General features: G+C 70.2%; 17 protein-coding genes. 5 read left to right on the forward strand and 12 right to left on the reverse strand.

The genetic code is table 11. The features are described from left to right. Positions 1-3 precede the first annotated feature (3 nt). The 3 genes from ASF30_RS03695 to ASF30_RS03705 all read right to left on the reverse strand — a co-directional run bounded on the left by ASF30_RS03695 (position 4) and on the right by ASF30_RS03705 (position 5,799). Entirely contained in the window at positions 4-2,985 is a 2,982-nt protein-coding gene (locus ASF30_RS03695) for a helix-turn-helix transcriptional regulator (protein ID WP_055901566.1), read from the reverse strand. Beyond that, on the reverse strand, positions 2,982-3,182 hold the full coding sequence (locus tag ASF30_RS03700) for a hypothetical protein (RefSeq protein ID WP_055901568.1): 201 nt from the start codon (positions 3,180-3,182) through the stop codon (positions 2,982-2,984). Before ASF30_RS03700 ends, ASF30_RS03695 begins: the two co-directional genes overlap by 4 nt. 106 nt (positions 3,183-3,288) lie before the next feature. Then, positions 3,289-5,799 (reverse strand): DEAD/DEAH box helicase, encoded by a 2,511-nt coding sequence (locus ASF30_RS03705; protein WP_082467478.1) that lies wholly within the window; start codon positions 5,797-5,799, stop codon positions 3,289-3,291. Between the two features lie 53 nt (positions 5,800-5,852). On the opposite strand from ASF30_RS03705, the gene ASF30_RS03710 reads away from it, so the two are divergent. Both ASF30_RS03710 and ASF30_RS03715 read left to right on the forward strand, forming a co-directional pair. Further along, positions 5,853-6,353: a hypothetical protein gene (locus ASF30_RS03710; protein ID WP_055901578.1), complete on the forward strand. Its 501-nt coding sequence runs from the start codon at positions 5,853-5,855 to the stop codon at positions 6,351-6,353. A 100-nt stretch (positions 6,354-6,453) separates the two neighbouring features. Further along, positions 6,454-6,798: a hypothetical protein gene (locus tag ASF30_RS03715; RefSeq protein WP_055901581.1), complete on the forward strand. Its 345-nt coding sequence runs from the start codon at positions 6,454-6,456 to the stop codon at positions 6,796-6,798. 38 nt (positions 6,799-6,836) lie between these two features. On the opposite strand, the gene ASF30_RS03720 is transcribed toward ASF30_RS03715, so the two are convergent. The 4 genes from ASF30_RS03720 to ASF30_RS03735 form a co-directional block, all read right to left on the reverse strand. After that, complete coding sequence (locus ASF30_RS03720) at positions 6,837-8,270, reverse strand: NtaA/DmoA family FMN-dependent monooxygenase (RefSeq protein ID WP_055901584.1); 1,434 nt, start codon at positions 8,268-8,270, stop codon at positions 6,837-6,839. After that, positions 8,270-9,601, reverse strand: coding sequence for an aminotransferase class V-fold PLP-dependent enzyme (locus ASF30_RS03725; RefSeq protein ID WP_235480254.1), 1,332 nt, complete (start codon positions 9,599-9,601; stop codon positions 8,270-8,272). The genes ASF30_RS03720 and ASF30_RS03725 overlap by 1 nt, the downstream gene beginning before the upstream one ends. Next, entirely contained in the window at positions 9,598-10,185 is a 588-nt protein-coding gene (gene msuE, locus ASF30_RS03730; protein ID WP_055901591.1) for an FMN reductase, read from the reverse strand. Before msuE ends, ASF30_RS03725 begins: the two co-directional genes overlap by 4 nt. A 70-nt stretch (positions 10,186-10,255) precedes the next feature. Further along, positions 10,256-12,172 (reverse strand): thioredoxin domain-containing protein, encoded by a 1,917-nt coding sequence (locus tag ASF30_RS03735; protein ID WP_055901594.1) that lies wholly within the window; start codon positions 12,170-12,172, stop codon positions 10,256-10,258. 41 nt (positions 12,173-12,213) lie between these two features. Here ASF30_RS03735 and ASF30_RS03740 point away from each other — a divergent pair, with 41 nt between their 5' ends. Further along, positions 12,214-13,053 (forward strand): hypothetical protein, encoded by an 840-nt coding sequence (locus ASF30_RS03740; protein WP_157496927.1) that lies wholly within the window; start codon positions 12,214-12,216, stop codon positions 13,051-13,053. A gap of 49 nt (positions 13,054-13,102) precedes the next feature. Here the strand turns inward: ASF30_RS03740 and ASF30_RS03745 are convergent, their stop codons facing one another. Beyond that, a complete protein-coding gene (locus ASF30_RS03745) occupies positions 13,103-13,936 on the reverse strand; it encodes an aldo/keto reductase (protein ID WP_235480255.1) in 834 nt (277 codons plus the stop codon). Between the two features lie 185 nt (positions 13,937-14,121). Beyond that, positions 14,122-14,514: a PPOX class F420-dependent oxidoreductase gene (locus tag ASF30_RS03750; protein WP_055901602.1), complete on the reverse strand. Its 393-nt coding sequence runs from the start codon at positions 14,512-14,514 to the stop codon at positions 14,122-14,124. 93 nt (positions 14,515-14,607) lie between these two features. Between ASF30_RS03750 and hrpA the strand changes: the two genes are divergently transcribed. Continuing rightward, positions 14,608-18,567, forward strand: a complete 3,960-nt coding sequence (gene hrpA / locus ASF30_RS03755; protein ID WP_055901605.1) for an ATP-dependent RNA helicase HrpA — start codon at positions 14,608-14,610, stop codon at positions 18,565-18,567. A gap of 67 nt (positions 18,568-18,634) precedes the next feature. Beyond that, positions 18,635-19,144 (forward strand): GNAT family N-acetyltransferase, encoded by a 510-nt coding sequence (locus ASF30_RS03760; protein ID WP_055901608.1) that lies wholly within the window; start codon positions 18,635-18,637, stop codon positions 19,142-19,144. 52 nt (positions 19,145-19,196) lie between these two features. Here the strand turns inward: ASF30_RS03760 and ASF30_RS03765 are convergent, their stop codons facing one another. Genes ASF30_RS03765 through ASF30_RS03775 form a run of 3 tightly spaced genes read right to left on the reverse strand, consistent with a single transcriptional unit; the run spans position 19,197 to position 22,887 of the window. Further along, complete coding sequence (locus ASF30_RS03765) at positions 19,197-20,582, reverse strand: aromatic amino acid lyase (RefSeq protein WP_055901612.1); 1,386 nt, start codon at positions 20,580-20,582, stop codon at positions 19,197-19,199. Continuing rightward, positions 20,582-21,883 carry an NtaA/DmoA family FMN-dependent monooxygenase gene (locus ASF30_RS03770; RefSeq protein WP_055901614.1) on the reverse strand — a complete coding sequence of 434 codons (1,302 nt, stop codon included), beginning with the start codon at positions 21,881-21,883 and terminating at the stop codon, positions 20,582-20,584. Before ASF30_RS03770 ends, ASF30_RS03765 begins: the two co-directional genes overlap by 1 nt. Continuing rightward, the gene (locus tag ASF30_RS03775) at positions 21,880-22,887 is read right to left on the reverse strand and encodes a PLP-dependent cysteine synthase family protein (protein WP_055901616.1); all 1,008 of its coding nucleotides are present in this window, start codon (positions 22,885-22,887) and stop codon (positions 21,880-21,882) included. Before ASF30_RS03775 ends, ASF30_RS03770 begins: the two co-directional genes overlap by 4 nt. Positions 22,888-22,889: the final 2 nt, after the last annotated feature.

Here is a 22,889-nt window from a genome sequence, read left to right on the forward strand (position 1 = left end):
CTGTCAGCGAGGGGCGGCTCCGGCACTGGCTGCGGCTCCGACGCCGGGTGCGGCTCCGGCTGCGGCTCCGGCCAGGAACACGGCCTCCGTGCGCGACGACGCTCCGAGCTTGCGGAGGATCGCCGACACATGCACGCTCGCGGTCTTGCCGCTGATGAAGAGCTCGGTGCCGATCTCACGGTTGCTCAGGCCCCGGGCGACGAGATCGAGCACCTGCTGCTCGCGAGGGGTGAGCGGCTCGGTCGCGGCATCCGATGCCGACTCGGGCTGTGGCTGGGGTTCCGCGCTCAGCCGTGCCCGTCGTGCCAGCGCGCGAGCCTGATCGCCGACAAGCCCGATGCCGATGCGATCGGCTTCGCTGACGGCCGACTGCAGGCTCTCGTGCGCGCCGACCCTGTCACCGGCGTCGATCTGCGCCTCGGCCAGCCGGAGGGCGGCATACGGGCTTAGGTGCACCGGTCCGCCAGCTGCAGCCGCCAGCGCCCGCTGCCACAGGACGGGATCGAGCCCGGTGCCGGCGTCGCCGCCCAACTCGGCGTCGACGAAGGCGCTCCACACCGGTGCCGTGGGCCACCAGTCCAGTTCGGCCGAGGCCAGTCGCAGGTCTGTGGCCGCCGCGTCGACGTCGACCGGGGACGCCGCACCCCCTGCTGAGCGGCGGATGCCGGCGACAGCGCGGGCGGCCACGGCGAGGAGAGGCAGGTCGTAGCCCGGAATGCTGCGGTGCTCGGGACGGAACACAACGCTCGCCTCGGCCCACGCCCGCTCGTCGTCGCCCTCGGCGATGGCGATCTCGGCCGCGAGGCGGGCGATGCCGAGCCTCGTCTGCATCTCGACCTCGACGAGAGAGGCGATGGTGGAATCCAGCGACCGGAACATGACGGCAGCACCCGTCACGTCTCCCCGCCAGAGCATCCCCCACATGCGCGCCCGCTGCAGGTACACCCTGAAGGCGAACGGCGGATCGAGCGAGAGCCCCCGTTCGATCAGAGCGTCCGCGCGGTCCCACTCTCCCAGCGCGTAGTACGGGTCGACGGCGTTGGAGGCCAGGATGACGCCCGAGATGCGCTCGACGCCGAGTTCGCGGGCCCGCATCAGGCCGCTCTCGGCCAATTCAACGGCCGAGCGATACCGGCCGAGCAGGTAGTGCACGTCGGAGATGTTGACCCTGTAGCGCAGGCCTGCAACGCGATCGCCATCGCCCAGTACACGCGCCCGCTCGAGCATTGCCAGTCCACCCTCGATGTCGCCGTTGTGCACCATGCTCACGCCGGCGATGTTGTGGGCGACCGAGGAATAGCGGTCGGAGCCCGCTGCCGCTGCCTCGGTCGCGGCATCCGCCGCCATGGCGATGGCCTCCTGCGTGCGCCCCTCGATCATCAGGCGCCCGGCGAGTGCCGTGAGCATGGTGGAGCGAAGTTCACCGGGGCTGCCGGGCGGAACGAGGTTGACAGCCCGCTCGAGGAGCGGCACCGTGCCCGTACGACCGGCATTGCCGAGGTAGAACGCCTTGTCGCGGAGGGCTCGGGCATACTGCAGCGGCCGGTCGGGCCCGCCCTCGGCCAGCGCGAGATCGATGAGCGCGAGGGAGCGCTCGTTCTCACCGGCATTGCGCAGGTGCGACGCCGTTCGGCCGAGGAGTTCGAGCCGATTCATGCCGGAGACGCGCTCGGGGTCGGCGACCTGATCCCAGAGCTCGAGGGCGCGCTCGCCCATCTGCCCGGCCGTGGCATAGGCGAAGGCGGCGCGTGCCTCCTCCCTGGCGGCGAGCGTGGCGGGGAACGCCTTCTCGGGAACGTGCGCCGCCATCCAGTGATAGGAGACCTCGGCGGCGACCCGGCGGCCGCCGGACGTGCGTTCGAGGGCCTCGGCGTAGGCGGCGTGGAAGCGGCCGCGCTCCCCGGGAAGCAGTTCGGCGTGGATGGCCTCGCGCACGAGGGCATGCCGGAACGCATAATCGTCATCGCCGGCCACGAGCACGCTGGCGAACACCGCCTCGCGGATGGCGGCGTCGAGGTCTTCGGGCCCGCCCGTGTGCACGGCGGTGAGCAGGGCGTGCGACACACGGACGCCTCCTGCCGCAAGCAGTCGCAGCACGGCCTGGGTGCTCGCCTCGAGTCGCTCGTACCGGGCGAGGAGCAGGTCGCGCAGGGTGTCGGGCAGTCCGTCATCGGTGGGGCAGCCTCCGAGACCGAGAAGCTCCTCGACGAAGAAGGGCACTCCCTCGCTGCGTTCGGCCGTACGCGCCAGGATGTCGGGATCGGGAGCCTCGCCGAGGATCGCCTTCACCTGCCGTCGCACCTGCGCCTTCGTGAGTCGACCCAGCTCCCAGCGATCGACGGCCCGCCCACGATCGAGTTCGGTGAGGAATCCGCGCACGGGATGGCCACGGGTGACGTCGTCGCTGCGATAGGTCAGCAGGAGGAGCAGGCGGCCGCGACGCACGGCCCTGATGAGGAAGCGAAGCAGGGTGAGACTCGCCGCGTCGATCCAGTGCAGGTCCTCCACGATGACGACGAGGGATCGGCCGAGCGAGAACTGCTCCAGGACGACGGCGACGGCCTCGTGCAGCTGCGCCGACGATCCTGCGTCGGCATCGCCCTGCGCGAGTTCGGGGAGCAGGGCGATCAGTGCAGATCGGCCCGGGCCCGCGGCATCCATCACGGCTTCTGCGCCGAACTCGGCGACGAGGCTGCGCAACACGTCTTTGACCGGCGCGTAGGGTGCAGCGACGGAGCCGAGGTCGACGGACTGGCCGCGGAGCACGAGCACCTCTGACGGTACGGATGCCTCGAACTCGGCGAGCAGCCGGGTCTTGCCGATACCGGCCTCACCGCCGACCACGGCCGTGCGGGGCACGCCGTCGGTCACGGCCTCGAGGAGTCCTCGAAGCCGCTCGAGATCACCCTCACGCCCGACCATCTGCGGGCTCGACATCGACGACGGCACGTTCCGATCGTGCCACGGACCGCCGACATCTGTCATCGGTGCGCGAGTCGCGCTGCCGTCGGGTTCCTGTGGTGGAACAGGGGCGCCCAGGCGTGGTGTCGTCGCACCGGACCGGCGTCCTCCTCCGGCTCTCCTGCCTCCTCCACGCGACGGCGCTGCTCCAGCCACTGAGTGGCTGCGGTCGACTCGTGACGATGAAGCGTCTCCGCCATGTACTGAGCTGCGAACTGCATTGTGGACCTCCTGATTCGATAGGTCCAGCGTGCTCGCCGAGCCCTACCCGGCGGATCGGGAGGATGCCCTAGATCGAGGCTGCAGCCACCTCAGATCGTCGCTCGGCTAGGCCGGGCCCACGCGCGTGACGCGGATGACGGCCTCGCCCGCGTCGTCGGAGGCGTCGAGGTCGACCGTGGCCTCGATCGCCCAGTCGTGGTCGCCGTCGGGATCGTCGAAGATCTGGCGGGCCGTCCAGACGCGGGTGCTCTCGTCAAGCACGAGGAGCGCCGAACTGCGGGCATTCGGGCCGATTCCCATCGAGTCGTACTCGGTGAAGTAGCCGTCGAGGGCCTGCCGCCAGGCGACCTCGCCGAATCCGTGCGCAGAGTCGAGTTCGTCGAGCGCTGCGTAGTCCTCGCGGGCCGCCAGTTGCACCCTGCGGAACAGCTCGTTGCGCACCAGCACGCGGAAGGCGCGGATGTTCGTGGTGAGGCGGCTGGGCGCAGGGGGCACGACGGCCGTCTCGAGCGCGTGATGAGCTGCGGCATCCGGATGCGCGAGCTCGTTCCACTCGTCGAGCAGGCTGGAGTCCACCTGTCGCACGAGCTCGCCGAGCCACTCGATGAGGTCGGCGAGGTCTTCCGTGCGCAGGTCGAGCGGGATCGTCTGCCGAGCCGTTCTGTAGGCGTCGGAGAGGTAGCGCAGCACCACCCCCTCCGAGCGCGCGAGCTTGTAGAACGCGATGAACTCGCCGAACGACATCGCCCGCTCGTACATGTCGCGCACGACGGACTTGGGGCTGAGCGCGAAGTCGCGCACCCACGGCTGCACCGCCGCGTAGGTCTCGTAGGCGGCGTCGAGGAGCTCGGCGAGAGGCTGCGAATGCGTGATGCCCTCGAGCAGCTCCATCCGTTCCTCGTACTCGATGCCCTCGGACTTCATGGCGGCGACGGCCTCGCCGCGCGCGACGAACTGCTGCTGCGCGAGGATCGCGCGTGGATCGTCGAGCGTCGACTCCAGCACCGAGATGATGTCGAGCGCATAGCTCGGCGATTCGGGCTCGATGAGCTCGAACGCCTCGAGGGCGAACGGCGACAGCGGCTGGTTGAGCGCGAAGTTGGGTTCGAGATCGACGGCGAGGCGGATGACGTCGCCGTCCTGCGTGACGATTCCGGATGCCCGGAGCGTGCGGTAGATGCCGAGCGCACGGCGGGCCAGCTCGAGCTGGCGCTTCCACGGCTCGTGGTTGTCGAACACCAGGGCGTGCACGTTCGCGAACACGTCGCCTCCGCGACCGATCACGTTGATCAGCATCGCGCTGGTGATCTGCATGTGCGAGCGCAGGGCCTCGGGCTCGGCGTCGATGAGCTTGCGGAACGACGGCTCACCCCACGACACGAAGCCGTCCGGAGCCTTCTTGCGGATGATCTTGCGCTTCTTCTTCGGGTCGTCGCCGGCCCTCTCGATGGCCTTGAGGTTCTCGGACTCGTGCTCGGGCGCCTGCGCCACGACGGTGCCGGTGGTGTCGTAGCCGGCCCGGCCGGCCCGGCCGGCGATCTGGTGGAACTCGCGTGCCGTGAGTTGCCGCATCCGTTGGCCGTCGTACTTCGTGAGGGCCGTGAGCAGGACGGTTCGGATGGGCACGTTGATGCCGACACCGAGGGTGTCGGTTCCGCAGATGACGCGGAGCAGCCCCCGTTGGGCGAGAGTCTCGACCAGCCGGCGGTACTTCGGCAGCATGCCGGCGTGGTGCACGCCGATGCCCATGCGGATCAGCCGCGACAGCGTCTTGCCGAAGGCCGTCGTGAACCTGAACTCCGCGATGAGCTCGGCGATCTCGTCGCGTTGCTCCCGGCTGGCGATCTTCGCACTCGCCAGCGCCTGGGCGCGCTCGAGCGCCGACGCCTGCGAGAAGTGCACGATGTAGACGGGCGCCCGGTTCGTCTGCAGCAGGTCGTCGATGGTCTCGTGCACCGGCGTGGTCTCGTAGTAGTAGCTGAGCGGCACCGGGCGTTCGACGCCAGTGACGGATGCTGTGTCGCGGCCGGTGCGCCGGGTGAGGTCGTCGGCGATCTCGGTGGTGTCGCCCAGGGTGGCCGACATGAGCACGAACTGGGCAGAGGGGAGCAGCAGCAGCGGGACCTGCCAGGCCCAGCCGCGGTCCTGGTCGGCGTAGAAGTGGAACTCGTCCATGATGACGACGTCGGCCTCGGTGTCGTCGCCGTGCCGCAACGCCTGGTTGGCGAGGATCTCGGCGGTGCAGCAGATGATGGGCGCATCGGGGTTCACGGCCGAGTCGCCCGTCATCATGCCGACGTTCGCCGCCCCGAAGGTCTCCACGAGGGCGAAGAACTTCTCGCTCACGAGCGCCTTGATCGGTGCCGTGTAGAAGGAACGCTTTCCGGCGGCCATCGCCGCGAAGTGGGCGCCAACCGCGACGAGTGACTTCCCAGTGCCGGTGGGAGTCGAGAGGATGAGGTTCGCGCCCGAGACGATCTCGATGAGCGCCTCCTCCTGGGCGGGATAGAGGCTGAGGCCGGTGTCGGCCACCCAGCCCTCGAACGCCTCGAAGATGACGTCGGCATCCGTCGACTCCGGAAGGCGATCGAGAAGGGGACGCGCATCGGAGCTCATGGTGATCGATCCTACGGTCGCCGAGCCCATGGGCACGGGAGTACCATCTGGGCATGAAGAGCGGGCGACGCTCGAGGAACACGATCGTCACGGTCGTCGCCGCGGTCCTCACGGGTGCACTGGTGCTCGCCGTGTGGATCGTGGTCATGAACACGCGCCCCGACACCCCCACCACTCTCGCCGGCGTGAAGGCCGAGGTCATGGCCGTGGTCGATGAAATCCATGGCATGGTGCCGGCGGCATCCGTCGTCGATGTCGTCGAAGAGGTCGAGACTGCAGCCTGCGTGCGCAGCGGCGCTCAGAAGATGCGCATCCGACACGAGATCACGGTGGATCCCGAGCTCGACCGGCGGCAGTGGATGCTCGACCTCGAGGAGACCTTCCGGGGGCGCGAGGGCTGGGCGTCGGACTTCGAACAGCTGAACCAGCAGGCCGACGCCCAGGTGCGGCTGGTCACTCCCCAGACCATCATCGTCAGCGTCGTCGCGACGGCCGACACGGGGGTTCCGCATGTCACGATCCTGAGCACGACCCGCTGCACCGAACCCGGATGACGCCGACCGCCCAATCCGAGCGGCCGACACACGACGAAATCCCGTTAACGTGCGTGTCACACGGCGTGCGTACTGTGTGAGCAAGGGGAGGGATATTCAGATGTGGGAAGCACCGCTGGAACCGTTGCTGCTGGAGCAGTTGCGCAACGAGGCACGCGACGAGCTGTCGGCCGTCATCGAGATCAAGTGCCGACAGGGCGAGGACCCGTGGGAGTTCCTTCCCGACCTGCCCTCCGTCGACGAGCAGGTCGTGGCGACCATTCGCGCCGAGCGCCTCTCCGACGCCCGCCTCACCAGTGAGCGTGCCCGTGCCCACCACCCGGCCTCGCCGCGCGGTGCGGCCGAGGCGTTCGAGTACAAGCTGCTGCGCTCCATCGCCCTCGAGCATCCGGAGCTCTCCACAGCAGTCTGGGGCGTGCTCGCCCGGCTGCCGCACGCGGCCTAGGCGAGGCAGGTCAGGCGCGGCGCAAGTTCAGGCGCAGGTCAGGCGCGGCGCAGTTCAGCCTGCGCGACGCGCGCCTCGCGTGCGGCGGCATGCAGGTTCGCCGGGCGATCGAGTCCGAGGTGCTCACGCAGGGTACGGCCCTCGTAGGCCGTGCGGAACAGGCCCCGGCCCTGCAGCTCGGGAATGACGAGCGAGGTGAAGGCCTCGAACTGCTCGCCGTGGAACGCCGTCAGCACGTTGAACCCGTCGACGGCGCCGGCCTCGAACCACTCCTGCAGGTGATCGGCCACGATCGATGCGTCGCCGACGACGGCGGCGCTCGGAACCAGGTGCGTCGCGAGCAGGTGCCGCAGGGTGATCGGCCGCTCTCCGTCGCCCACCCGACGCCCCGTGCGCACGGCGACCAGCTCGATGAGGTGCTGGCCCAAATCGCTGAAGCGCTCGGCGAGACGACGGGTGACGACGGAATCCAGAGGCTGCGGCCCGAGGGCCACTCCGACCGCCTGCGACAGGGCACGGATGCCGCGGCCTGCCGGGAAGTCCGGTGACAGCGAGAGCTCGGAGCCGTCGTCGAGCGGCACGAGCTCGAGCAACTGGTCGAAGATCGCCCAGGCCTGCTCGCGCGTCTCGGCGACCACGGGCAGCACGGGCGAGATGATGCGCAGCTCATCGACCGAACGCCCCGCCGCGACGGTCTGTCGTCGCAGCTCCGCGCTCAACTGCACGCCCTCGGCGAGAGTCGGAACGGCGACGAGGGCGACATCCGCCGTCGCGGCCGCGAGCTGACGGGAGCGCAGCGCCGTTCCCGCGTGCACGATGGGCAGGTGTCCCTGTACCGGACGCACCACGTTGAGAGCGCCGGCGACGCGCACGTGCTCGCCGTTGTATTCGGCGCTGTGCAGGCGCGACGGATCGATGAGTCGTCCCGTCGTCCTGTCGTGCACGAAGGCGTCATCCTCCCAGCTGTCCCAGAGCAGCCGCAGCACCTCGATGAACTCCGCAGCCTGGTCGTAGCGATGCTCGTTGCCCCAGTGCGCGTCGCGGCCGTGGTTGCCGGCGGCGCGAGGTTCGGCACCGGTCACCAGGTTGAGTCCGGCGCGTCCTGAGCTGAGGGCGTCGACGGATGCCGTCGCCCGGGCGAGAGTGTACGGATCGCTGTAGGTCGTGTTCGCCGTCGCGATCAGGCCGATGCGCCTGGTGATGCCCGAGAGGTAGGTGATGGCGGAGAGCGGATCGATGCGCGCGAGCAGGTAGGGATCCCGCACCTCGAGGTCGCTGCCCGTCGCCAGCCAGTCGCCGAAGAACAGGTAGTCGAGGTGGGCGGCCTCCGCGAGCTTCGCCGTGCGCCGCAGCACCGCCGTGTCGGTGCGCGGGTCGGCGTGCGCACCCGGGATGCGCCAGCCCGACGGGTAGGCGCCGAGCGCCCGCACCATCGCCCCGATGATGATGTGCTCTCTGGCGGCGGTGCCCATCAGGCGGCGCAGCCGAACCGCACGGCCGTCGTGTCGAGGGCCGGCGCCCAGTCCGGCCGGGGACGGGCGTCGTCGAGCGGAACCCACTGCCCGTCGACGAGCTCGTAGCGCCAGACCGGACCGTTGGCGAGGAAGAGGGTGAGGGCCCCGAGCAGGGCGTCGACGTCGGCATCCGTGGATCCGACTCCGAAGCTCGCACGCAGCGCCGGGCCGTCGATGCCGAGCTTGGCCAGAAGCGGATGCGCGCAGAAGCGCCCGTCGCGCACGCCGATGCCGTGCTCGGCCGAGAGGAAGGCCGCGACGAGGCGGGCATCCGTGCCGTCGATCGAGAACGAGACGACACCGACGGCGTCGGTGCTGTCGCTGAAGATGCGATGCGGGTGGACGCCGGGCAGGGCCTCGAGTCCTGTGATCAGGCGGTGGCGCAGGGCGCGGTCGTGCGCGGCCCACTTCTCGGCGTCGAGGCGGCCGATCTCGGAGACCGCCCGAGCCAGGGCTGCGACACCGACGACGTTGGGGGAACCCGCCTCGTGCCTGGCCGGGGCCGGATGCCACGTCGCACCGTGCAGCGTGACCTCGGCCACGGCTCCCCCGCCCTGCAGCAGCGGCGGCGCGACGTCGAGCCAGTCCTTGCGTCCGACGAGCACGCCGGCGCCGAACGGTGCGTAGATCTTGTGGCCCGAGAAGGCGAGGTAGTCGATGCCGTCGCGCTGCAGGTCGACCCGGCGATGCGGCACCAGCTGGGCACCGTCCACAGCGAGCCTGGCGCCCCGGCGGTGCGCGATCGTGGCGATGGCCCGCAGCGGCAGGGTCTCCCCCGTGACGTTGCTCGCGCCCGTCACCGTGACGAGGGCGGCGGGGCGGGAGGCCAGCTCGGCGTCGAGGCGCTCGAGGGTCTCGGCGACGGTGTCACCCGAGAGCACGATGCGGGAGGCGCCGCGCTGCCAGGGCAGCAGGTTGGCGTGGTGCTCGATGTCGAGCAGCACGGTCTCGCCCGGAACCGCGCTGGCGAGCAGGCCGAGCGCATCCGTGGTGTTGCGGGTGAAGACGACGACGTCGTTCTCGCGGGCGTTGACGAACTCACCGACGATGGCGCGGGCGTTCTCGTAGACGCTCGTGGAGACCTGCGAGGCGTAGCCGGCGCCCCGATGCACGCTGGCGTACAGCGGCAGCAGCTCTGTCACGTGCTCGGCGACCACGCTGAGGGCCGGGGCGCTCGCCGCGTAGTCGAGGTTGACGTAGCGCTGCTCGCGCCCCGTGACGAGGGGAACGCGCAGCGACGATCCGACGACCCCCAGCAGCGAACTCTCGGCGATGGTCACTGCGCTCACCAGGTTCCGACGTAGGCCGAGACGTCTTCGGGAGCGACGATGGTGCGGATGATCGGGAGGCCCCGGCCGATGGCCTGCTCGATGCGCTCGTCGAGGGCCGGGTTCGTCACCACGTAGTCGGTGAAGTCGGCATCCTTCGCGTACACGCCGATCGGCAGGGTGAGTGCCTGGAAGAAGGAGAACAGCGGACGGAACTGGTGCTCGATGATGAGCGCGTGGCGGTCGCTGCCGCCGGTGGCCGCGAGAAGCACGGGCTTGTCGATGAGGGCGTACTGCCCGACGAAGTCGAAGAGGTGCTTGAACAGCCCGGTGAACGACGCCCTGTAGACGGGGCTGGCGACGATGAGGAGGTCTGCCGCCTCGATGGCGCGCAGTTCGTCTTCCGCCTCGAGGGAGAGCTGGTCACGCCGCAGCGCACCCGCGAAGGCGGGGCCGCTGACGCTCAACTCCACGAACCGCGTTCGCACGTCGACGGCACCGCCGAGGGTGCGCTCGAGAACTCGCACGATCTCGTGCACGAGGGCTGTGGTCTTCGAGGGAGCGTGCAGGCTTCCGGAGACGGCGACGACATTCAGGATGGGCATGGCAGCGACGCTAGGCGCGTGCCCAGCGTGCCGCCAGCGATCCAGCAACACGACGTAAGAGTGCGTTTTGTTACGGCTGCCGTTGCAATTCGGCCGACTCCGTCATCGGCAGCCTGCAGACGAAATCCCGGCACAGGTAGGCGGCCGCCACCCCCGAGATGCTCGTACGCGACTCGAACAGCTCGAACCCGGCACGCGCGAAATCGGCGGCCTGGGCATCGGTCAGGATCGTGCTGACGGATGCCGGATGCCGGCGGGTTGTCGCAGCGAGCGGGTCGGCGGACGACGCGGTGGCTGCGTGCTCAGCGGCCGAGCTTGGCGCGACCGCGCCCGCCGCATCCGGAACGACAGTCACGAGTTGCACGATCGGTTGCGTGAGGCGTCGGAGCAGGGCGAGCGCGCCGCCGGCCGCGAGCGGGTTGGCGACGGCTCCGGATGCTGCGAAGCCGGCCGCCGTGGTCGCGGCGTCGAGGAAGCCCCGCTCACCCGTGAGCAGGAACAGCCTGTACGCCGCGTCGGCCGTGGCGGTGAGGCCCGAGGGATATGCACCCTCGGATGGGTCGACGCCGAGGGCCGTGCCCTGCGCTGCGAGCACCGGATCCGGGCCGCCCGGGACCGCGAAGAGGGCGTCGGGTCGGGTCGTCACCGCCGAGACCAGGTCACGGGCCGCCACGGCGTACCGGGCGACTCCGGTCGCGAGGGCGAGGTCGATGAGGCCGCCGGCGAGCATGCCGTAGTCCTCGAGGGTGGCCGTGGCGTCGGAAGCCCGGCCGTCGAGCGACGAACGCACGAGGCGATCGGAGCGCACGTGCCGGTCGAGGAGGAGGTCGGCGGCGCGGGCGGCTGCCGCGGTCCAGTCGGCGCGGTCGAAGGCGAATCCGGCGCGGCTCAGTGCCCCGATCGCGAGGCCGTTCCACCCTGTCAGCAGCTTGCGGTCGAGGGCCGGCGGCGTCTCATGGGTGCGCCCCTCGCGGTCGAGCGCGTAGTAGCCGCCCTCGGAGCGTCGGCCGTCGATGGTGCTCTCTGAGTCCTGCGCGCTGGCGAACCCGCCGTCGGGGAGCTGCATCCGTTCGAGCAGGAAGCGGGCGACCTCGGCGGAGACGGTGGCGGCCCATGGTCTGTCGTCGGGGCTCTGCAGCCACACTGTCGTGTAGTCGTCGAGCAGCAGGGCGTTGTCGTAGAGCATGCGCTCGTAGTGCGGCTCGGTCCAGTCGGGACGGGTGGCGTAGCGGAAGAAGCCGCCCTCGACCGAGTCGCGGAGTGCTGAGGCACCCATGGCCTTCAGCGTGCGCACGGCGGAGGCCGCCCCCTCCCCTCCGCCCTCGAGCAGGAATTCCAGCACCGGCGCCACGGGGAACTTCGGCGCCGTGCCGAAACCGCCGTGGCTGTGATCCTCGTGGACGATGAGGCGCGCGGCGGCATCGTCCAGGGTGGCGGCATCGGGGAGGTCGACGCTGCCGTCCAACGGTTGGGCCGCGGCTGCGGCGGCCGCCGCGAGGGCGTCGCCGATGGCCGAGGCCGTGCCCTCGAGGTCGGCGCGACGGTTCGCCCAGGCATCAGTCACCGCACCCAGCACCTGCAGGAACTCGGGCACGCCGTGCACCGGGCGGGGCGGGAAGTAGGTGCCGGCGAAGAACGCGAGGCCGTCGGGGGTCGTGAAGACGTTGAGCGGCCAGCCGAGCTCCTTCGTGAAGGCGCCGGCAGCGGCCAGGTAGCTGGCGTCGACATCAGGATGCTCCTCGCGGTCGACCTTGATGGCCACGAAGTTCGCATCGAGATAGGCGGCGATGACGGGGTCGCTGAAGCTCTCACGTGCCATCACGTGGCACCAGTGGCAGGTGGCGTAGCCGATGGAGACGAAGACCGGCACGTCGCGGCGCTTCGCCTCGGCGAAGGCCTCAGCACCCCACGGCCACCACGGCACAGGATTGTCGGCGTGCGCGATGAGGTACGGAGAGGTGGAATCGGCCAAGCGGTTGGGCGCCATGTTCCCAGCCTACGGCTGGCGTCGCGGCGTACTCTGGCCGCATGCCGGCTGCCGACGATGGCGTGGACGAGCGCTCAGCGCTGCTCGCCGCCGTCTACTCAGCCGCGGGCGGGGCCGAGATCGAGCAGGTCTACGTCGATCCGGTCTCGGGAGTCGAACTGCGGATGCGGCCAAGCGAGTGGGCGCTGCGCGAGTTCGACAGGCTGGCGGCCGAACAGGCGGCCCTGACCGCCGCTGCGGCGACGGCGGCGGCGACGACGACGGACGCCCGCGACACCGAGGCGGAACCCGGCGCCGACGCATCGGAGGCCGAACCGCTGCCGCGCACGCGACGCCGGTGGCGAGCTGCCGCGCTCGTCGCCGCCGGTGTGGCGGTCGGCCTCGTGGCGGCATCCGGAGCCCAGAACGTGATCGAGGGACTGGAGCCGCCGGCTCGTACCGGCGCGACGGGCGCGGTGTCGTACTTCGGTGCGGCCGAGCCGCCGACCGGCGACGTGTTGGCGATCTTCGACCAGACGCCACCCGACGTGCGCACGCTGCCGACCGAGATCCTGGCCGAGTTCGACGCGATCGACGTGCAGCGCATCTACGATCCGTCGACCAACGGGGGCGGCTACGACATCTTCGCCGCTCGCAAGAACCGCGACCTGTTCTGCCTCGTTCTGCTGAAGTCGGGTGAGAAGTACGAGGCGAACTGCGGCTCCGCCGCCCAGATCGCCGCGGAAGGGCTGCGCCTCACCGCGGTGGTCCCGCCGCCGCGGCCCGTCAGCCTGCTCGCCGACGGTCCGGTTCCGACCGAGACCCCGTGGCAGGTCGAGGCCCACTGGAACCGCGACGGCACGTTCTCGTTGTCGGGGTCGCCAGTGGGCTTCACAGGCTGAGCGGATCGGAACCGATCTGAGCCGATCGGAACCGATCTGAGGCGATCGCCTACTCGACCTCGTCGGGGTGCGCGCTCACGCGGCCCTCGCGCTCGAGAGCCGTGATGGCGGCGACCTCGGCATCCGTCAGCGAGAAATCGAGGACGTCGAAGTTCTCGGCCATGCGCTCGCGGCGGTTCGACTTCGGGAAGACGATGTTGCCGGTCTGCAGGTGCCAGCGGATGACGACCTGCGCGGGCGTCTTGCCGTGGGCCGCTGCAGCCGAAGTCACGGCTTCGGCCTCGAAGAGCGGGTACTTGCCCTGTCCGAGCGGACCCCAGGCCTCGATGTGGATGCCGTGCTCACGCGCGAAAGCCGTGACGGCGGGCTGCTGGTGGGCGGGGTGCAGCTCGATCTGGTCGACCGCCGGAACCACGTCGGTGTTCGCGAGCAGCTTCTCGAGGTGCGGAACCAGGAAGTTCGAGACGCCGATGGAGCGCGCCCGCCCTGAGGCCTGGATCTGCTCGAGCGCCTTCCAGCTCTCCACATACCGGTCCTTCTTCGGGCTCGGCCAGTGGATGAGGTACAGGTCGACGAAGTCGAGGCCGAGCTGCTCGAGGCTGCGGTCGAAGGCGTCGAGCGCCGACTGCGTGCCCTGGTCGTCGTTCCACAGCTTGGTGGTGACGAACAGCTCGTCGCGGGCGATGCCCGAGTCGGCGATGGCCTTGCCGACGCCGGACTCGTTGCCGTAGACCTTGGCGGTGTCGAGGTGGCGGTAGCCGACCTCCAGCGCGTCGGTGACGATGCGCTCGGTCTCGGCGGGGTCGACCTTGAAGACGCCGAAGCCGAGCTGCGGGATCGTGTGGCCGTCGTTGAGGGTGATGCTGGGAACCGTGTTCGTCATGTCATCCATCCCACCACGGATGCCGCGGACACACCCGGGGGTTGACGTGGCGTTCGCTCGGCGCGAATGCGGGAATACCCGCGCTGGTGCCTGCCGCTCCCGGCCAGCTTTGCCCTGCGCCATTTCGCGGGGTGCTGCGCCAGCTGATGTGGCGCTGAGGCCCACGAAATGGCGCGGAAGGTCGATCAGCCCTGCCCGCTGACCTTCTCCGGGTCGATCGTGAGGATGATGCGCTGCTGGTCGCGCCCGCCGTACCAGGGGTAGGGCCGGCCGGTGTACTTCTGCGAGAGGGCCTCGATGCCCTCGGCACCGCCCTCGGTCGTCATCGACGTGACCTTGCCACGCACCTGGATGAAACGGAACGGGTTCTCGGGATCCTGGATGGCCACGGCGACGCGGGGGTCGCGCCGGACGTTGCGCACCTTGAGGTGGGTGGTGACGGAGTTGATGATGACGTTCTCGCCATCGGTGTCGACCCAGGTCTCGGTCACCTGCGGTGAGCCGTCCTTCATGAGGGTGGACAGGAAGCAGGGGCTGGGCTTCTGCAGCAGGGCGAGGAGTTCCGGGGTCATCGGCATAGTGCCTCCAACGCTAACCGCGTTTCAGACCGCATCCGTTCAGCGGAGAGGACGGAGCGATGCCCACGCACGGGCGGCTTAAGATGGAGGGCTATGGCTGAGACCGCGACCACCCCCACGATCCCGGTCATCACCTACCCTCCGGAGCTGCCGGTCAGCCGCATGCGCGGCGAGATCGCGGACGCCATCCGTGACAACCAGGTCGTGATCGTGGCCGGCGCGACAGGCTCGGGCAAGACCACGCAGCTGCCCAAGATCTGCCTGGAGCTGGGTCGAAAGAACATCGGCCACACCCAGCCCCGGCGCCTCGCGGCTCGCACCATCGCCGAGCGCATCGCCGAGGAGCTCGGCGATGAGCTGGGCGGTCTCGTCGGCTACCAGGTGCGCTTCACCGATCGCTCGTCGGCCGACACCCGCGTGAAACTGATGACCGACGGCATCCTGCTCAACGAGATGCACCACGACAGGCTGCTGAGCAAGTACGACACGATCATCATCGACGAGGCCCACGAGCGAAGCCTCAACATCGACTTCCTCATCGGCTACCTCAAGCAGCTGCTCCCCCGGCGCCCCGACCTCAAGGTCATCGTCACCTCGGCGACCATCGACCCCGAGAGCTTCGCGAAGCACTTCGCTGACGCTGACGGCAGGCCCGCCCCCATCATCGAGGTGTCGGGTCGCACCTTCCCCGTCGAGATCCGCTATCGGCCCTTGGTCGCCGAGACGGAGGGCGACGACGATGACGACGACGGAGCCGCCCGCGACGACAAGGACTACCTGCAGGGCATCCTCGACGCCCTCGACGAGCTCGCGCGCGAGTCGGCCGGCGACGTCCTCGTCTTCCTCTCGGGTGAGAACGAGATCCGCGACGCCGAGGAGGCCGTGCGCGGGCACTACCAGGGTGGGGCATCCGTCACCGAGGTCCTCCCCCTGTACGGCCGGCTCTCGTCCGCCGACCAGCACCGCGTGTTCGAGCCGTCGAAGACCGCGGGCGTTCGCCGTCGCATCGTGCTGGCGACGAACGTGGCCGAGACCTCGCTCACGGTTCCCGGCATCCGGTACGTGGTGGATGCCGGAACCGCGCGCATCAGCCGCTACAGCGTGCGCTCGAAGGTGCAGCGCCTGCCCATCGAGGCCATCTCGCAGGCCTCGGCGAACCAGCGCTCCGGCCGTTCGGGCCGCACCAGCGACGGCATCGCCATCCGCCTGTACTCGGAGGAGGACTTCAGCCGTCGCCCCGAGTTCACCGAACCCGAGGTGCTGCGCACGAACCTGGCCGCCGTCATCCTGCAGATGATCTCGCTCGGACTCGGGTCCATCGAGGACTTCCCGTTCCTCACCCCGCCCGATTCCCGCGGCATCAAGGACGGTCTCGACCTGCTCGCGGAACTCGGCGCGCTGGACAAGTCCCGCCAACCGCCCACTTCAGCTAGTGCGAGACGCTCTGAACCGGCGGAAGTGGGCAGCTCGTTGCGCCTCACGCGCATCGGCCGCGATCTCTCGCGCCTGCCGATCGACCCGCGCTTCGGGCGCATGGTCATCGAGTCGAAGGCGCAGGGCGTGAGCCGCGAGGTGCTGGCCATCGTCGCCGGCATCACCATCCAGGATCCGCGCGAGAGACCGCTGGAGAAGCGTGCGCAGGCCGACCAGTTGCACGCGCGCTTCGCCGACCCGACGAGCGACTTCCTGACGCTGCTGAACCTCTGGACCTACATCGAGACGCAGCAGCGCGCGCTCTCGTCGAGCGCGTTCCGCCGCCTCTGCAAGAGCGAGTTCCTCAACTACCTGCGCGTGCGCGAGTGGCAGGACGTCTACCGTCAGCTGCGCCAGCTCGCGAAGCCGCTCGGGCTGGCCGTGACTGACGCCGGCGGCGAGATCAACGGCGACGGCATCCACCGGGCGCTGCTCGCCGGCCTGCTCTCGCACATCGGCCTCAAGGACGAGAAGCCGGCGAAGGGCGCCGCCGGTCGACCGCGCATCGAGTACGTCGGTGCGCGTCAGGCCCGGTTCGCCATCTTCCCGGGATCCGCTCTCGCCAAGAAGCAGCCGGATGCCGTCATGAGCGCCGAGCTCGTCGAGACCAGTCGCCTGTTCGGCCGCATGAACGCCGCCATCGATCCGGCGTGGGCGGAGCCGCTCGCCGGCGACCTGCTCAAGCGCAGCCACAGCGAACCGCACTGGGAGAAGACGCAGGGCGCCGTCGTCGCGTACGAGAAGGTCACGCTCTACGGGGTTCCGATCATCCCGCGCCGCCGCGTGCAGTTCGCCCGCATCGACCAGCCCTACGCCCGCGAACTGTTCATCAGGCACGCGCTCGTGCAGGGTGAATGGGATTCCAAGCAGGCCTTCGATCGTGCGAACCGCAAGCTGCGCACCGAGCTCGAGCAACTCGAGGAACGCACCCGTCGCCGCGACATCCTGTTCGACGACGAGGCCGTCTTCGAGTTCTACGAGAAGCGCATTCCCGCCGACGTCTATTCGACGCGCAGCTTCGAAGGCTGGTGGCGGCGTGCACGCACCGAGACCCCCGACCTCCTGACTATGACGCCGGAGGCTCTCGCCCCCGAAGACTCGCCCGAGGTCGACGAGACCGCCTATCCGCCGAGTTGGCGCCAGGACGACCAGCGCTTCACCCTGCGCTACAGGTTCGAGCCCGGGGCTGTCGATGACGGCGTGACAGCCGTCATCCCCCTCGCACTGCTCGCCCGAGTGAGCCCGAACGGCTTCGACTGGCAGGTGGCCGGCCTCCGCACCGAGCTGATCGCCGCGATCATCAAGGCGCTGCCGAAGGCGATCCGCCGCCAGGTCGTCCCGGCCAATGACTGGGCCGTGAAGATCGCGGCCGAGCTCCCGGATGAGCCGGCCGACGAACCCTTCACAGCAGCCGTCGCCGCGATCATCCAGCGACTGACGTACACCGCGGTGACAGCGGCCGACGTCGAGCTCGATCGCATCCCCGGTCACCTGCGCGTGACCTTCTCCGTCGTCGACGACCGCGGACGACCCGTCGCCTCGGGCAAGGACCTGCGCGCCCTGCAGCTGCAGCTCGCCGACAAGGCGCGCGACGCTGTCGCTCGCACCTTCGCCGAGCGTCCGCCGCGGCAGCGCGCCGGCGGACCGACGCAGGTCGCCGCCGCGCGTGATGCCCTCACCGGCACCCGCCTGCGGCCCAGCGGCGGCTTCAGCGAACGCACCGGCATCACCGCCTGGGACACCGATGAGATCCCGCGGCACGTCGACACCAGGGTCGCCGGCAACTCGATCCGCGCCTACCCCGCCCTCGTCGATGACGGGGCGTCGGTGAGCCTGCGCCTGCTGCCGACGGCCGAGGACCAGGCGAAGGCCATGCCGGGCGGCATCCGTCGACTGCTCGCCCTCGCCGTGCCGTCGCCGTCGAGCTACGTGCAGCAGCACCTCACGAACACCGAGAAGCTCGCTCTCGCGGCGAGCCCGTACCGCAGCACCAACGCGCTGTTCGACGACTGCCTGCTCGCCTGCATCGATGACGTGCTCTACCGCATCGCTCCCGACGGGATGCTGTTCCAGCGTTCGGAGTTCGAGGCCGTGCGCGACCGCGTCTCGGGCGTGATCATGGAGTCGATGTTCGAGACCGTCGGCCTGGTGTCGCGCACCCTGGCAGCCTCGCGTTCCGTCGACAAGGCGCTGAAGGAGGCGACCAGCATGCAGGTCATCTCGGCGCTGACGGATGCTCGGGAGCAGGTGGGCGGACTGGTCTACGCCGGCTTCGTCTCGGCCACGGGCCTCGAGCGGTTGCGACACGTTCCGCGCTACCTCAGCGGCATCCTCGCCCGCGTGGTGAAGCTCCGCGAGAACCCGGCGCGCGACCGCGTGTGGATGACCGAGGTGCAGCAGGCGACGGCGCGCTACGAGGAGGCCGGCGGCACGATCCCGATCGACGCGCGCGCGACGCCATCCCTGGTGAGGGCGCGCTGGATGATCGAGGAACTGCGCATCAGCCTGTTCGCACAGGAGCTGCGCGCCGCCGAGACTGTGTCGCTGCAGCGCATCGTGAAGGTGCTGGGCGGGCGCTGACCTCGCACGGGCGCAACGGTTCGTCATGCTGGGCGGCCACCCGGCCGCACGCGAGTAGCGTTCTCGCATGCCTGATGTCGACACAGCATCCGTCACCGTCGTCCACGTCCGCTCCGACGACGTGCTCGCCCGCCCCCTCGTCGAGGAGTTGTCGCGCGAGTACGACGAGCGTTACGGACTGAACGACGGCATCCCGTCGTCGGTGGAGCTCTCGCGCTATCCGGCGGAGCTGTTCACGCCCGAGTTCGGCGGCGACTTCCTGCTCCTGCTCGATGGGGCCGGGGACCCCGTCGCCGGCGGCGCGTTCAAGCGCGCAGGCGACGACGCCGTGGAGATCAAGCGCGTCTGGACGCACTCGGCCCACCGCCGCCGTGGCCTCGCCCGGCGCGTGATGGCCGAGCTCGAGGCCGAGGCGTCGCGTCGCGGCATCCGTCGCCTCGAACTCACCACCGGAGCCCGTCAGCCCGAGGCCGTCGCCCTCTACCGCAGCCTCGGCTACACGCCGCTGTTCGACCTCGACGGCGACTGGGAGGCCGTCGGCTACCTGGCCTTCGAGAAGGACCTCCCCCAGCACTGAGGGGACGCCTGCGCACTGTCCCGCTGCCGCACGACCGTGCGCGCGCGTCTCCTCAGCGCTGGAGACGCGTCAGGAGAACGGATGCCGCAGCCACCGCGTCGGCCGCCGGGCGTTCGCGGAGGGCCGTCACGTCACCGTAGAGCGACGCGGATTCCGCCGACAGGCGAGGCGGCTGCTCGGCGAGCGCCAGCAGCTCGGCCGCGTGCAATGCCTCAACGGCGAGCACGGATCGCGTCAGCTCCAGGCTGCGCTCGAGCAGACGCAGGGCGGCCGGCGCGAAGGAGGCCACGTCCTCGACGCCCGACAGCACTGTCGCACCGAGAGAGACCGGGGCGGCGATCTGGCGCAGCTCCGCCAGCGCATCTGCGGCGGCGTACCAGCTGAGGCCCGCCAGCGTGGTGCGACCGGCGGACCGGAAGGTGCGCAGCTCGGACGAGAGCAGCGCCGTGCGGCGCTCGCTCGCCGCCGCGAGGTGGGCCAGGCCGAGACGGGCGCTCTCGATGACGATCGCCAGCCCCACAGCCGAGAAGTTGCCGCCGGACAGCATCCTGTCGCCGTCCACGACAGGGTTCTCCGGGCGGGAGCCGAGTTCGATGCCGAGTTCGTCGTCGATGCGGTCGGCGATGTCCGAGACCGCGCCGTGGATCTGCGGCGCCGTGCGCAGCGATAGCGGGTCCTGCACGCTGACGATGCGGTCCGGGTCGTCGAGGAAGCTTCCGGCGATGGCGTTCCTGATGCGTTCGGCGCTCGCGGTGGCGCCCGAGCGACCCGTGGCTGCCTGGACGACGGCGGAGTACGGCGTCAGGGAGCCCGCCGGACCGTGGGCGCCGAGGGCCTGGAGGCTCAGTGCGACGATGGCGTCGGCGGACGCGACGGTCTCACGCACCTCCCCCACGGCGAGAGCGGCCAGTCCGATCGTGGCGGCATTCGCGCTCAGGAAGGCGGCGGCCTCATGGGGAGCCAGCACGAAGCCCTGCTCGCCCAGGGCCGCGAGCAGCGCGGCGAGGTGGGTGAGGTCGGCCGCACCGACGGAGCCGAGCCGTCGCACGGCGGGCGGATCGTCGAGCAGGGCGGCGACGGCGTGCACGAGTTCCTCGCGAACCCCGGCCCCGCCGTTCAGCAGCACGGCGAGGCGCGCGGCGATGATGGCCCGCACGGCGTCATCGGGGAGGAGCTCGCCGACACCGCCGTCATGGTTCGCCACGACCTGGCGCTGGAAGGCGAGCAGGTCCTCCGGATCGATCCGCTCGTCGCGTCCGGACCCCAGCCGCGTCGTGAGTCCGTAGACCGACTCCCCCGACGCCAGCACGCGCTCGACGACGATCCGCGACGCCCGCACGCGATCCAGTGCGGCCGACGCCAGCACGACGGCCTCTCCGGCGGCGATCCGACGGATGTCGTCCGGCGTCGTCGCGGCGGCCCCGAGCTCGACGGTCATCAGAAGTCCAGCAGATTCCGCCGCAGGCCGCCGTCGCCGAGTTCCGTGCGCAGCACCCCGCGGCGGCGCAGTGCCGGGACGAGCGGATCGAGGGTGCGGTGCACGTTCGCCGGGTGCACGTGGCCGGTGAACAGGAAACCGTCGCCGCCTACCTGCTCGCCCAGCGTCGCGAGGTGATCGGCGATCTCGTCCGGCGTTCCGATGACGGCCAGGCCGTCGCCCTTCGCCCGGGTCTGCAGGATCTCGCGCAGCGTCGAACCAGCCGGCGCGCTCTTCACGAAGTTGTCGAGTGTGCCCTGATTGCTGTTCGTCGTGAGCTCGGGCAGCGGCGCGTCGAGGTCGAACTGCTTGAAGTCCACGCCCGAGAGGTACGAGATGGACTGGAGCGCCTCGTCGATCGCGGCGGTCGTCAGCTCGGCGCGACGGGCGCGCACCGAGGCCGACTCCTCGGCGTTCGCCGTGACGATGGGCTGCACGACGAAGAGCACGCGGATGTCGTCGGGCGAGCGGCCGGCGTCGGCGGCGGCCTGGCGCACCGAGTCGCGGTGGGCTCGCATCCGTTCCGGTGTCGACGCCAGGGCGAGCACGACGTCGGAGTTCTTGCCGGCGAAGGCCTGCCCACGGCCGGAGGCGCCGGCCTGCACCATCACGGGCTCCTCGGGCAGCGGGGCGTTCGTGAGGGGTCCGCGAACCTTGAAGAAGCGGCCATCGTGGTCGATGGTGTGAACCTTGCTGAAGTCGGCGAACACCCCGCCGGCGACGTCCTCGACGATCGCGTCGGGCTCCCACGACCGCCAGAGCTTGCGCACGACGTCGATCCACTCATCGGCACGGTCGTAGCGCAGGTCGTGCTCGATCTGCTTGTCGAGGCCGTAGTTCTGCGCGGCGAGGTCGCTGCCGCTCGTCACGACATTGAAGCCGAGCCGCCCGTCCGCGAAATGCTGCAGCGTCGACAACAGGCGCGCGGCTGTGAAGGGTTCGTAGAAGCTGGCCGAGAGCGTCGGAACGATTCCGAGCTTCGACGTGGCGCCGAGCAGGTAGGGCACGAGGGGCAGCGGATCGTGCTTGGGCACGAAGCGCGCGCTGGCGAGGTTGACCTCGGCCGTTCCGCCGTAGGTGTCGGGTACTGTCACACCGTCTTCGATGACCAGGAGGTCGAGTCCGGATGCCTCGAAGACGCGTGCGGCGTCCTGGTAGACCTGCGGCTTCTTCCAGTCGTATCCGACGCCGTAGCTGTCGTCACCCCACCCCTGCACTCCGAAGCCGGCCCCCAGGAACCATCCGAAGTGCAGCAGGCTCATGTGTACAGTCCCTTGCTCAGGTAGTTGAGGCCGGAATCCGGTGAGATCACGGCGATGACGGATCCGGCTGGCGCCTCACGGGCGACCTCCAGGGCCGTGGCCACGGCCAGGGCCGATGACGGCCCGAGCAGCAGGCCCTCCTCGAGTGCCAGGGAGCGCGCCACCTCGTGCACGCGTTCATCGTCGATGGTACGCACCTCGTCGATGACGGCGGAGTCGACGTTCAGCGGCCACCACTCGCGCGGCCAGCGCGTGCCGACGCCGTCGATGCGGATGGGTCCGTCAGGGCCGCCCCCGTAGGTCGAGCCGATGGGGTTGGCGCCGATGATGCGCACGCCTCCGCCGGACACGTCGCGCAGGTAGCGACCGACGCCGCTGATGGTGCCGCCGGTGCCGATCGAGGCGACGAAGTGGGTGACGAGGCCGGCGGTCTGGCGCCAGAGCTCGGGGCCTGTCGTCAGCACGTGGGCCTCGGGGTTGTCGGCGTTGTCGAACTGGCGCGACTGCCACGCGCCCGGCGTCTCCGCCGTGATGCCGGCGGCGATGGCCCGTGGGTTCGCCGGGTCGTCGGGCGAGGCGTCCCAGTCGGCCTCCACCAGCCTCGCGCCGAACGCCGCGAGCAGCGCCTTCTTCTCGGCGGAGGTGTTCGCGTCGTGCACGATGACGACCGGATGTCCGGTCAGGCGGCCGACGAGGGCGAGGCCGATGCCGGTGTTGCCCGAGCTCGACTCCACGATGGTGCCGCCAGGAGCGAGCGCGCCCGACGCTTCCGCCGCGCGCACCATGTTCAGCGCTGCACGGTCCTTGGCCGAGCCGCCGGGGTTCCGACCCTCGAGCTTCACGACGATGCGCACGGGCAGCCCGCGCGTCAGCACACTGAGTTCGACCATCGGCGTCTCGCCGATGAGGTGCGCCACCGAGGGCAGCACCTCCCAGGCCGGCGCGTCGATGGCTGACGCGAGCGCTGGCGACAGCTCAGGCGACGGCGACTCGGCGATGGACATGA

The organism is Leifsonia sp. Leaf264 (genome assembly GCF_001422325.1).
GTDB lineage: Bacteria > Actinomycetota > Actinomycetes > Actinomycetales > Microbacteriaceae > Orlajensenia.